The 12555-nt window shown below is 39.7% G+C and carries 11 protein-coding genes; 5 read left to right on the top strand and 6 right to left on the bottom strand.

The genetic code is table 11. The features are described 5' to 3' along the window. Positions 1 to 537: 537 nt before the first annotated feature. Together CWB76_RS18750 and CWB76_RS18745 are read left to right on the top strand one after the other, a co-directional pair. Complete coding sequence (locus tag CWB76_RS18750; RefSeq protein ID WP_138609648.1) at positions 538 to 1128, top strand: ABC transporter ATP-binding protein; 591 nt, start codon at positions 538 to 540, stop codon at positions 1126 to 1128. Further along, entirely contained in the window at positions 1125 to 2240 is a 1116-nt protein-coding gene (locus CWB76_RS18745) for a DUF6136 family protein (protein WP_138609647.1), read from the top strand. Before CWB76_RS18750 ends, CWB76_RS18745 begins: the two co-directional genes overlap by 4 nt. Here the strand turns inward: CWB76_RS18745 and fadE are convergent, their stop codons facing one another. Beyond that, entirely contained in the window at positions 2241 to 4703 is a 2463-nt protein-coding gene (gene fadE / locus CWB76_RS18740) for an acyl-CoA dehydrogenase FadE (RefSeq protein ID WP_010391432.1), read from the bottom strand. A gap of 433 nt (positions 4704 to 5136) precedes the next feature. On the opposite strand from fadE, the gene CWB76_RS18735 reads away from it, so the two are divergent. Both CWB76_RS18735 and CWB76_RS18730 read left to right on the top strand, forming a co-directional pair. Beyond that, complete coding sequence (locus CWB76_RS18735; protein WP_232735458.1) at positions 5137 to 6114, top strand: S66 family peptidase; 978 nt, start codon at positions 5137 to 5139, stop codon at positions 6112 to 6114. Positions 6115 to 6331: 217 nt separating this feature from the next. Further along, on the top strand, positions 6332 to 7096 hold the full coding sequence (locus CWB76_RS18730; protein WP_138609645.1) for a class II glutamine amidotransferase: 765 nt from the start codon (positions 6332 to 6334) through the stop codon (positions 7094 to 7096). 129 nt (positions 7097 to 7225) lie between these two features. On the opposite strand, the gene CWB76_RS18725 is transcribed toward CWB76_RS18730, so the two are convergent. From CWB76_RS18725 to cmoA, 5 genes are all read right to left on the bottom strand, one after another. Further along, positions 7226 to 8023: a DUF3108 domain-containing protein gene (locus CWB76_RS18725; protein WP_249363196.1), complete on the bottom strand. Its 798-nt coding sequence runs from the start codon at positions 8021 to 8023 to the stop codon at positions 7226 to 7228. Further along, positions 7977 to 8624, bottom strand: coding sequence for a phosphoribosylglycinamide formyltransferase (gene purN, locus CWB76_RS18720; protein ID WP_054202175.1), 648 nt, complete (start codon positions 8622 to 8624; stop codon positions 7977 to 7979). The genes CWB76_RS18725 and purN overlap by 47 nt, the downstream gene beginning before the upstream one ends. Then, positions 8624 to 9676, bottom strand: coding sequence for a phosphoribosylformylglycinamidine cyclo-ligase (gene purM, locus CWB76_RS18715; protein WP_054202176.1), 1053 nt, complete (start codon positions 9674 to 9676; stop codon positions 8624 to 8626). The genes purN and purM overlap by 1 nt, the downstream gene beginning before the upstream one ends. 196 nt (positions 9677 to 9872) lie before the next feature. Continuing rightward, positions 9873 to 10841 carry a tRNA 5-methoxyuridine(34)/uridine 5-oxyacetic acid(34) synthase CmoB gene (gene cmoB / locus CWB76_RS18710; protein WP_138609643.1) on the bottom strand — a complete coding sequence of 323 codons (969 nt, stop codon included), beginning with the start codon at positions 10839 to 10841 and terminating at the stop codon, positions 9873 to 9875. A 15-nt stretch (positions 10842 to 10856) separates the two neighbouring features. Further along, positions 10857 to 11582 (bottom strand): carboxy-S-adenosyl-L-methionine synthase CmoA, encoded by a 726-nt coding sequence (gene cmoA / locus CWB76_RS18705; RefSeq protein WP_008111640.1) that lies wholly within the window; start codon positions 11580 to 11582, stop codon positions 10857 to 10859. A 116-nt stretch (positions 11583 to 11698) separates the two neighbouring features. On the opposite strand from cmoA, the gene CWB76_RS18700 reads away from it, so the two are divergent. Continuing rightward, entirely contained in the window at positions 11699 to 12382 is a 684-nt protein-coding gene (locus CWB76_RS18700; protein ID WP_138609641.1) for a DUF3334 family protein, read from the top strand. Positions 12383 to 12555 lie beyond the last annotated feature (173 nt).

Here is a 12555-nt window from a genome sequence, read left to right as displayed (position 1 = left end):
GTTCAGTTGGTTAGAATACCGGCCTGTCACGCCGGGGGTCGCGGGTTCGAGTCCCGTCCACTCCGCCACTTGTTATTTCCTCAATAACAAGCAATAAATAATTTCCTTATTAATAACAGCTTATATATTTTCTATCAGCTATCAGCTATCAGCTATCAGCTATCAGTCACAATTAACAAGTCAGCCTTGATAGGCTTGAGTTAAAAAACACCTAGTTTAATTTTTAGTTTAGTTCAAAGCTTTACGTGTTATCAAAATTCAAATTATCTTTTAAAACAGTTCTTATTGTCCTTAGGCTAAGTCATAACGCCGCAGATGTAAAAAGCTTATCTTTATAGTGAACTATTAGGGTGAATCGCTGTTGATGATACAAACGGTTTCAGAGCTTCTGATGCTGTTTCAACTTGCTATAAAAGGTTTGTCGCTATTAGAAAATGACGCTACTTTATCGTTATTGTTTTTTAAAGCTGTTGGGGTGGGTTCTGTTTATTATAAAAGTTTATTTATAATATAAAGCTGATCTAAAAAGGATATTTTATGATTGAAGTGATTGGCTTAAATAAGCAGTTTGCCGCCAACGTTGTATACCATGATTACAATAAGGTGTTTAGCAGCCAAAAAGTGTGTATTGATGCACCTAACGGCCAAGGCAAAACCACGTTACTTATGATGCTAGCGGGGCTTGAAAAGCCGCAAAGTGGCACATTTTTATCTGCAGGGGAAACACTTAAAGAACTAGATAAACAGGTCGCTATTGCTACTGATCGTATTGCTTTACCAGATTTTTTAACTGCCAATCAAATTATACATTTATCTGTTAGTACACTCGGTTGCCCATGGCCTAATGCAATGGTTAGTGGTTTTAATTTTGGCGAATTTCTTAATACGCGTTTTGATGCATTATCCTCAGGCAATCAAAAAAAGTGCCAGTTAATTTTAGCATTAATGCGCAAGGCACCTTATCTATTACTTGATGAGCCGAGCGCATCCCTTGATCAGGCAAGCATCCAATATCTTCTTTCCTTACTTGACGCTTACTTAGCAGATAAACCAAACGGGCAAATTATTATTACTTGTCACGAACCTACTGTGTTTGTTGAACATGGCTTTGAGCGCATATCGTTATGAATATTGCACCAAGTAAACACCCATTAGCTCAATATAGAGTGTTTATGGGTTACCGGTATTTAGCTTATAACCAAGAGCTTAAGCAATTATTATTACAACTGAAAAGTTTTGGGTTGTTATTTTTAGTGGTGTTAGGCTCATCGATGTTGGGTTTGATATTGCTACTTTTTTTAGGTCTCGGAAAAATTATAGACAGTAGCGCAGCACCACAATACGGTGCACAAATGGCCTTATTTTATTTGTTATTACAAAGTGTGATGCTCGGCGCAATGAAGTCAGCAATTAAAAATAGTCAGCAGCGGCTATTCCAGCAAACTATTGCGCGATCAGTGTGGTTATATTTAGTTGATATTAAATTATTAACGCTAAGCAATGCTTGGTTAATAGCCAGTGTATTAATTGCGCTAGATTTAACGCTATCACAATGGGTTAAAGTACCGCACTTTGTTGTATTTATGTTGTTGCAATTTAGCTTGGGCGTTTTGTGCATATACAAACCCAGCGCACTGATATATGGCTTTATATTTAGCACGATATTAGTGTGTGTTCCTATTTATATACAACCGCTCACCTATCATATAGGCTTTGCTTTACTGTTTACGCTGAGTCTTTTTGTTCCCGTGGTTAATGTTAACGGGCGAATTGCAGTAAGTTCAATATTTGGTTTTTGGTTTTGTTATTTACTAAACCATAGCTGGATACTTGTTTGGCGCGTGTCGCTACTTTTATGTGTATTTATGGCATCAGCGGCACTAATAAACGAACGTGCTGATTTGGTACCTATACTCGTAGTGTTGACCATGGCTTTTATTGTGCTCTTTAGTAGCTCTTTGCAATTTGATTGCGGTAAAGTTCACGAGCAGTATCGATTGTTTTTTAAAACATGCCAGCGAGAACGTGCCTTTTATATTAGCCAGTTTTTACCTAGCCTATTGCTGTTTTTAGTAGCAACGATAAGTTATAGCGTTATTTTTGGTCACATTAATATTGCATTATTTTCTATTGGTAATATGTGGTGTGTAATACAGGTTTACTTTGCGCAAAAAAAACCAGCGCATTATGCGCTGGTTTGGCTAATTTTAGCAGGGTTAATGCTAGCTTTACTAAATTAGTTAAGCAGCATCTGCCTTTTTAGCTTTAGCTTTGCTATTACGCGCTGCTTTGCCAGCAAGTAAATCTGCAGGGTCAAAGTCATCAACGTTAATCACGTCTAGACGATCTTTTTCAACTGCAGCAAGCTTATCGGCTTCTGCTTGGCTTAAAATACCCGCTTCTAAACCCATTTGCGCCACTTTATCAAGCTGGAAGAATGGCAGCTTTACGCCTTTCTCCTTACATACACGCTCAAACAATGGCTCTACTTCTAGAACGTCTTTAAGCGTTTGCTCTTGACGGCCTACAAGGTTAAGCGGTTCGTTTGTAAGGTATACATAGCTTGCTAAACGATTACGTGTTTCGCTAGGAACTTGTAACAACTGCGCTAGTTTGTGCTCAAGTTTGTCGGTAGGTTTACGAACCGGACGACCAAACGGAAATAACAATACTTTTAAAACACCACGTAGTGGAGCCGACGGCATATTATTGATTAAATCAGCAAGTGCACGCTGGCAGTGGTAAAGGTGATCCTGACAGCTCCATTGAACCAATGCAAAATCTTCTTTTTTACGGCCTTCGTCGTTGTAACGTTTTAGCGTTGCAGATACTAAGTAAAGGTAACTTAATAAGTCGCCTAAACGGGCTGAAATACGTTCTTTACGTTTAAGAGAACCACCAAATACCGCCATGCTAATGTCTGACATAAGTGCAAGTGATGCACTAAAGCGAGACGCAATACGGTAAAACTCTGCCGTTTCGTCTTTGTATGGCACGCTAGTAAAGCGAGCGCCAGTAAGCGCAAGCCACTTAGTACGTACTAAGTTAGACATGGTAAAGCCAATGTGACCCATTAGCGCTTTGTCAAATACGTTAAGCGCTTCTTCGCGGTCTTCAATTTCACACGCACCTAGCTCGGTAAGTACAAATGGATGACAACGAATTGCACCTTGACCATAAATAATCATATTACGGGTCAAGATGTTTGCACCTTCAACGGTAATGGCAATTGGTGCACCTTGATAGCCACGACCCAAATAGTTATTTGGCCCAAGCATGATCCCTTTACCGCCTAGCACGTCCATTGCATGAATGGTTGAATCGCGCATTTGCTCGGTAAGGTGGTACTTAATAATCGCCGACACAACTGATGGCTTTTCGCCTAAATCAACTGCGCCAGTAGACATGCTTACTGCAGCGTCTGAGCTGTAAGCATAACCAGCAAGTTTAGCCATTGATTCTTCAACCCCTTCCATTTTACCAATAGGTAAGCGGAATTGACGACGAATACGGCTATAAGCACCGGTTGCTACTGCAATCATTTTAATGCCACCGGCTGAATTTGACGGCAACGTAATAGCACGACCAACCGATAAACATTCAACTAGCATACGCCAGCCTTGACCAGCCATTTCTGGGCCGCCAATAATGTAATCAAGTGGGACGAAAATATCTTTACCGCGAGTAGGGCCGTTTTGGAACGGCACATTAAGCGGGAAGTGACGACGACCAATTTCTACCCCAGGGGTATCTGTTGGGATAAGTGCACAGGTAATACCTGGCTCTTTAACGTCGCTTAATAATCCATCTGGATCTTGTAACTTAAATGCTAGACCAAGTACCGTAGCTACAGGCGCAAGTGTTATGTAACGTTTGTTCCATGTAAGGCTTACACCAACTACTTCTTCGCCATTCCATTGCCCTTTACAGACTACACCGTAGTCTGGAATTGAGCTTGCATCAGAACCCGCCTCTGGCGAGGTAAGTGCAAAACATGGAATTTCTTGACCGCTTGCTAAACGCGGTAAGTAATGATTTTTTTGGTCTTCAGTACCATAGTGCTGTAATAGCTCACCTGGACCTAACGAGTTAGGTACACCAACAATTGACGAAAGCAATGTTGATTTACTGGTTAGTTTTTGCAGTACACACGATTGTGCAAATGCAGAGAATTCTAAGCCGCCGTATTCCTTTTTAATGATCATGGCAAAGAACTTGTTATCTTTTAGATATTGCCATACATCCTGAGGTAAATCAGTCAGCTCATGCGTAGCTTCCCAATCATCAAGCATACTACATACAACTTCAACAGGGCCGTCGATAAATGCCTGCTCTTCAATAGTAAGTTTTGGAACTGGATACTGGTGAAGCTTTTTCCAATCTGGATTACCACAAAATAAATCCGCTTCCCACCACGTAGTACCGGCATCAATAGCTGACTTTTCGGTGTCAGACATGCTCGGTGTTACTTTTTTAAAGATGGTGAAAATAGGTTTGATAATGTATTGCTGGCGAATACCAGTAACAGAAAGAGGCACTGCGATGATTAAAAAGATCACCCAGCTAATTAAACCAAAAGCACCAGCAAAGGTACCAATTAATAATGTTGCGGCAGAAACACCAAGTGCTGTGTTCCAACTCGCTCTGTGGTAAAGCGCAATGCTGAGCAGTGCGATTAAACCAAGTGTAAATATGAGTGTCATTGCTAATTCCTTAATAGAGGTCAGACCACCTCGTTTAGAGTAGCGCTAGTAACGCTAAGTTTCAAGTACATTACTTAGATTAAAGTGTAGTTATCGGTACGATTATTACAATCCGTTGTATGTTATACGAACAGTTTGACAGTAATCGTTTATTTTGGCTTGTTATAAAAAATATAAGCGTTAAAAAATCACTTAATCTAATAGTAATATAAGTTTAATTAAGTAAATATACTTATGATGTTCAGTGTACGCTTATTAAAAATAGAACGATATTAATTGATATCGTTCACGACACCATTTACCGCCGTTTTTGTGTGTTATAAACAATCAAAGTGTTGTGCTTAAGCTGCGAAGGAGCTAAGAGTCGAGAAATGATACATAGTATATTAGATAATATTGAATGATTAATTAGTAGTATTTGGTAGGAGGTAAATTGATAATACCTAATAAATTAAAAATGAATGATGAGGTTAGGATAATTGCGCCTTCAAGAAGTTTATCAATTATTGACAAAGAGACTCGAGAAATAGCAAATAAAAGATTTGAAGAGCTTGGCCTCAAATTATCATTTTCAAAAAACTGTGAATTAATAGATGATTTCTCGTCTTCATCCATAGAAGAAAGAATTGAAGATTTACATGAAGCATTCTTAGATAAAAAAGTAAAAGCTATCTTTACTGTTATCGGGGGCGATAATGTAAATCAATTACTAAAGTATATTGACTATACGATTGTTAAAAGAAATCCAAAAATTATTTGTGGTTATTCTGATACTACAGCTTTATCAAATGCAATATTTCATAAAACTGGACTAGTAACTTACTCTGGGCCTGCATACTCAACTTTGGGAATGCTCAAGGGGATTGACTTTTCAATAAATTATATTAAAAAGTGTTTATTCTCAAGTGCTCCTTATGAAGTTATAAATCCAGCACAGTGGAGTGATGACTTATGGTTTATAGATCAGGAAAAAAGAAACTTTTATAAAGACAATGGTATAAAAGTTTTAAACCATGGCAAAGCAGAAGGAAAAATAGTTGGAGGGAACCTTTGCACTTTAAATTTACTTCAAGGAACTGAATTTATGCCTGATTTAACAAATTCTGTATTATTTATTGAAGATGATGAGTTAACATCCCCTTCAAACTTTGACAGAGATCTTCAATCATTAATTCATCAAAAACATTTCGATAAAGTTAAAGGAATAGTCATTGGGAAATTTCAATTAAAGTCAGAAGTATCTGAGGTCTTACTTAAAAAAATTATAAAATCTAAGCGAGAGCTAGCGTCAATCCCCGTGCTTTATAATTTAAACTTTGGACATACAACACCCCATATATGTTTTCCTATTGGTGGATTTGTGAAAATAGATACGGAAAGTTATAAACAGATAATAATAGAAAAACATTAGCTAAGAAATATTCGAGTCAATAGCCTTAATATAATTATCAATATAAATTTGTATCCACTTGCTAACGCTCTTCAGCTGTTTAACAATAACGTCATTAAAGAAATAAAAATAAATTATATGCACACAAAAATCCAAAGTGAAACCAAAACTGTGACCGCGTGCCAGATTTAATTGTTTATTTAGTTTTAATTTATTGAATTTAAGGTTTATTTATTTTATGTGTGAATTACTTGGCATGTCAGCCAATGTGCCAACGGATATTTGTTTTAGTTTTTCAGGGTTGTTGGAGCGTGGTGGAAACACGGGACCGCACAAAGACGGCTGGGGCATTACTTTTTATGAAGGTAAAGGCTGCAGAACCTTTAAAGATCCAGAGCCCAGTTACCAGTCAGAAATAGCAAAGCTGGTAAAAGCGTACCCAATTAAAAGTGTATCGGTTATTAGTCATATTCGCCAAGGGAATCGTGGTCGGGTGTGTCTTGAAAACACTCATCCGTTTACCCGAGAGTTGTGGGGGCGCGAAATAACCTATGCACACAATGGGCAGCTTTCAAATTATCACGATTTAAAACCAGAGTATTATCGCCCTGTGGGAAACACCGACAGTGAACTCGCTTTTTGTTGGTTACTTGACAAAATTCGCGAAAAATATCCAAAGCGCCCAAGTAATATGGCATCGGTTTTTAGATACGCCGCCAAGCTTTCACATACACTGCGTGAAAAGGGCGTATTTAATATGTTATTGACCGATGGTGTATTTGTTTTAGCGTATTGTACTAATAACTTACATTATATAACGCGCCGTGCGCCATTTGGTAAAGCTACATTGATTGATGCTGACATGGTGATCGACTTTCAACAAGAAACCACACCAAACGATGTAGTAACGGTTATAGCAACAAGGCCATTAACTAATGATGAGCGCTGGCAAAAAATGCAGCCAGGAGAGTTTGCGTTATTTAAAATGGGTGAATTAATGTAGCTTGGGTAGCTAGAGTGAAACGAAACCTGACTCAAAGTTTCAAATTGATAAAGTGTATAAGTGTTAAAAATGAAAAACCCAAGTTATGTTTGTCACACTTGGGCCTTTCATTTGCACCTTGTAAGCAATTTACTCTGGTGTTATTTCGTTTTTCACTTCTGCAGGTAAAGCAGGTGGGTTGATCACGGTAAACGATTTCATTTGCACTTCAAACTGCTCCACACCTTTTTCACCCTTCCACATGCGCACTAGCATGTAATCCATTTCTGGGGCAAACCAGGCTAAAGCTTGGCGTTTATCGTTATCGTATAAGCGTTTAACTTTCACTGCTTCTACATTACCTATAGGCAGAGAAATCATTTCGGTTTCTACCACTTCAAAGTCGTAGTCACGGCAATTACCTTTTTTATCAACCAACGGAAACGAGAAGTTGGTTTTGCCTTTTTTAAGACCTTCACGAACTTGTACTTGATAAGAAATACCATCTTGGAAGTTATCATGCCATTGGCATTTTAACGGGTAATCGCTGGTGTTACTGGTAACCGTTTTGGTTTGACGGTCAAAGTTAATTTCATACTTTTTGTCAGGCCCAGTGCCTGTGCGGATCATAACGTACTGAATTGGCTCTACGTTATCATTTATAAAGCTAAAGGTTGATGATTCTTGACGTGAGTCAGAGAAAATCATCCATTCAATATCACTGTGGTAAGTGACTTGGTAGTTATTATTATCGAGTTTTTTTAGTTCACGCTCGGCTTTGCCGTGATTAGTGCCTTTGCGCAAAATGTCATAACTAGCTTGATACTGGGTTAACTCGCCTGCAATCAGGCTGGTAGGAAGTAATAAAGTGCCCGCACATAATAGCCAAGCACTTAATTTTTTATTTTGGGTAGTGCGCGCCGTGTGCAGGAAGTTGTTTTTCGTCAAGAACTGCATAATCTGCTTCCATCGTAAGTCGTTGTTCACTGAACCACTTGACCACCAAAGGATAAATTATGTGCTCTTGCGCATGCACACGTTTAGCGAGCGTGTCTGCTGTATCGTTTGCTAATACAGGCACTTTAGCTTGAAGAATAACCGGTCCGCCGTCTAATTCTTCAGTTACAAAGTGAACACTAACGCCGTGAACGTCGTCTTTTGCATCAATTGCTCTTTGGTGGGTATTCAGCCCCTGGTACTTAGGCAACAAAGATGGATGAATGTTCAACATTTTTCCAACATATTTTTGCACTAAGCTAGGAGTTAGAATACGCATAAACCCAGCTAATACAACTAGATTTGGTTCAAAAGAGTCAATTATATGCATTAACTGGGCATCGTAAGCTTCGCGTGAGTCAAACTCTTTATGACTCAGTACTTGCGTAGCAATGCCTACACTTTTTGCACGCTCTAACCCATATGCGTCTGCTTTATTACTAATAACAGCCGCAATATGAGCGTTTATCTCGCCGCTTTCACAGGCATCAATAATAGCTTGTAAATTTGAGCCACTGCCTGAGATCAAAACTACTAGACGAGTGGGTGCCATTACGCAGCACCACCTACAATTTCAACTTGCTCTTCGCCAGCAACCGCATCTTGAATCTCACCAAGGTGCCATGCGTTTTCGCCAAGATCTTTTAAAATGTTTAAACTGTTATCAAGTTGATCAGCAGGTACTACTAACACCATACCTACGCCACAGTTAAATGTGCGGTACATTTCGTGAGTGGTAATATTGCCATTTTCTTGCAACCAACTAAATACAGTAGGCCACTGCCAGCTATCACCTTTAACAACCGCTTTAGCAGATTCAGGTAATACACGAGGGATATTTTCCCAAAAACCGCCACCAGTAATATGCGAAAGCGCATGCACATCTACTTGCTTAAACAACTCAAGTAATGGCTTAACGTAAATGCGTGTTGGTTCTAAAAGGTGCTCACCTAAGGTTTTGCCATCAATCACTTGGTTAGTATCAGCGTTAGAGACTTCTAATACTTTACGAATTAGTGAGAAACCGTTTGAGTGAGGGCCGCTAGAAGCAAGCGCAATTAGCTGATCGCCTGCAGCTACTTTAGTGCCATCAATAATTTTTGATTTTTCTACCACACCGGTACAAAAGCCTGCCATGTCGTAGTCTTCACCATCATACATACCTGGCATTTCAGCTGTTTCGCCACCAATTAGGGCACAACCTGAAATTTCACAACCTTTACCAATACCGGTTACTACGTCGGCTGCAGTGTCTACATCTAGTTTACCCGTTGCATAGTAATCTAGAAAAAACAGGGGTTCAGCGCCTTGTACTATTAAATCATTTACACACATCGCAACTAAGTCGATACCTACAGTATCGTGCTTTTTAAGGTCAATTGCTAAACGTAACTTAGTGCCAACACCGTCAGTGCCTGCTACAAGTACGGGTTGCTTATAACCTTCAGGAATTTCGCAAAGTGCGCCAAAACCACCAATTCCGCCCATCACTTCAGGACGACGAGTTTTTTTAACTACGCCTTTAATACGCTCAACAAGTGCATTACCAGCGTCGATATCTACGCCCGCGTCTTTATAGCTTAGAGACTGTTTTTGTTCGCTCACAGGTTTTCCTCAAAATAGTTGTTTTGATGCTTACTTAGAAACGCGCGTATTTTACAACAATTGCAGGAGCGCGGCTAGTTGAAATCTAGATTTGATTTTAAAGACAAGGACACTTGTCCGGTAGTTGCTGTATTAGTAAACAAAAAAAGCACCCAATGGCGCTTTTTAATATGAAAATAAAACTTAATACTGCAAGTTAGGCTTTAGCTGTAAGTATTGCTCTAAGTGGAGCAGGGTAACCTTCAATGGTTTTACTGGTGTCATTGGGGTCTAAAAAGTCAACTAAGGATTCGTTTTCCATCCAGTCAGTTTTACGCTGCTCGTCGAGCGTTGTAATAGCGCAATCTTTAATTTGCACATCTTTAAAGCCAACACGTTCCATCCACAGTTTTAATGCAGCAGTGCTTGGAATAAACCATACATTACGCATTTTCGCGTAGCGGTCGGTCGGAACCAGTACGGTGTTTTCATCGCCTTCAATAACTAAGGTTTCAAGCACCAGCTCACCACCAGGGCGAAGCTGTGCCTTTAATTGCGCTAAAAAGTCGATAGGTGAGCGACGGTGATAAAGTACTCCCATCGAAAATACCGTATCAAATGCTTTAAGCTCTGGCAGGGCTTCTACACCTAATGGTAATAAATGCACGTTTTCATCAGGGTTGAAGTGTTTAATTGCCTGAAACTGGCATAAAAATAAGTCAGATGGATCAATACCTACCACAAACTGAGCACCTTCACCGCGCATACGCCATAGGTGATAACCCGAGCCACAACCAATATCTAATACAGTACGGCCTTTTAATGGCTCAATATGCGGTAGGAGTCGATCCCATTTCCAGTCACTGCGCCATTCTGTATTAATGTCGATACCGTGCACATTAAATGGGCCTTTACGCCAAGGCATCATTCGTTTTAATAAATGCGTGGTTTGTTTTTGCTCGCCTTCAGTCATTTCGCCAGGCGCGCCTATTGCTACTTTGCTGACAATATCAACGTGGTTTGTTGATACCTCAGGTAAGTTTTTTAGTACTTTTTGCCATTGAGGCAAATCGCCATGGCTAGCCTCTTGTTGCCAATGCTTTAATTGCGCGGGCAAGGTTTCTAGCCAGTGGCTAAGTGGGCTTTGTGCAATTGCAGCGTAAAATTGGTTAAACCATGCAGACATGTGTCACTCTCTAAATTATTTAATTGCTACCATTGAGCAAAAATTAAAACATTGATACCACACTTGCGTTTGGCTAAAACCAATGTCGCTTAAACGTTGTGTATGTGTGCTAAGTGTATCGGGGCGCATTACGTTTTCAATGGCGGTACGCTTTTGGCTTATTTCAAGCTCAGAGTAGCCATTATGACGCTTAAAGTCGTGGTGCAAGTCAATCAATAGGTTATCGCATTGCTCGTTTTCGGCTTTAATTTTTTCACTTAGTAGCAAAACGCCACCGGGCTTTAAATTAGCGTATATTTTTTCAAGTACCGCTTTGCGCTGCGCTGGTGGAATAAACTGCAGGGTGAAATTCATCGCCACTACCGATGCATTTTGAATATCGAGCTCGTTAATATCACCTAAAGTTACAGTTACAGGAACATCAGATCTAAACCCTTGTAAATGTACCTTACAACGCTCCACCATGGCTTGTGAGTTATCTACAGCAATAATGTGGCAGCTATCAGTTTGAATATTACGGCGCATACTTAGGGTAACCGCCCCTAACGAGCAGCCTAGGTCATACAAATTTGAATTTGGCTGAGCATACTCACCGGCTAATTTCCCCATAGTACTGACTATGGTGGCGTAACCGGGTACCGAGCGTTGGATCATGTCGGGAAATACTTCAACCACATTTTGATCAAAACTAAAGTCTTTTACTTGTTGCTCAGAGGCATAAATACTGTCTTTTATACTCACGAAGGCAGTCTCTTTGAAAATAATAGTGCTATTTTAACATTTTATACTGGATAGTCAGTGATAAATTCAGTAGCTTGACTAGAATTATGAAGAATAAGTATAAAAGAGATTATTAAATGAGCAAAAGTAAAGTTATTAGCACCGACGATATATTAGCAACATTATGCCACTCAGTAACGGGTGTACTTTCATCAGCCAGCGGCAACGAGATCAGCTATTCAGCCATGGTACAAAAAATTACTCGTACTTGTATGCGACCAGACATAGGCTGTTTTGTTTTATTTGATGGGGGCTTTACCGGTTTAGTCGTTACCAACTTTACGGCGCAAGCTGCGATGGAAATTTACGGCGACTATATGCGTAATATGGGCATGCCAGAAGAGGAGATCGCGCATAGTCACTTATCTGATGACGTTTCAAACGTGATGGGTGAGTTGATGAACCAAATAGTGGGCGACTTCACGTCAAAAGTGCGTGAACAGCTACATACCTCTATTACCCAAAATCAGCCAAAAATGATGGCTATTAACAAGCAAGTGCAAATATCGGTTGATACCACTATGGATCGTCCGCAAGCACGCCGTGTAACGTTTACCACTCGCAACCAAAATATCTTCTATTTAGAGTTGGCGATGGATAAAACAGAGTTTATTAAACTTCACGATTTTGACATTGTAGAAGCCATAGACCCAGACGACATTATCGCAAACGAAGCCAAGCAAAAAGCGGATAAGGAAAAAGTAAAACAGCCAAAGCAAGATGATAGCGACGACGACTTTATGGCCGAATTAGGGCTTTAACGTTTTTACGTAGGCTGGGTTGAGTGAAACGAAATCTAACGAGCTAGCTGTCAGTTTGTAGCTATCAGTAAATTATAAAAAACGCGATTTAGTATCGCGTTTTTTATTAACGAGGGCTTTCATTATGAACTTGTGTGTCATTGAATTTTGGCTGACCGCTGACCGCTGACCGC

The organism is Pseudoalteromonas sp. S1609 (genome assembly GCF_005887255.1).
In the GTDB taxonomy this organism is placed as follows: domain Bacteria; phylum Pseudomonadota; class Gammaproteobacteria; order Enterobacterales; family Alteromonadaceae; genus Pseudoalteromonas.
The sequence above is the reverse complement of the archived record's forward strand: the minus strand, read 5'-3'. Positions and strand labels throughout refer to the sequence as shown.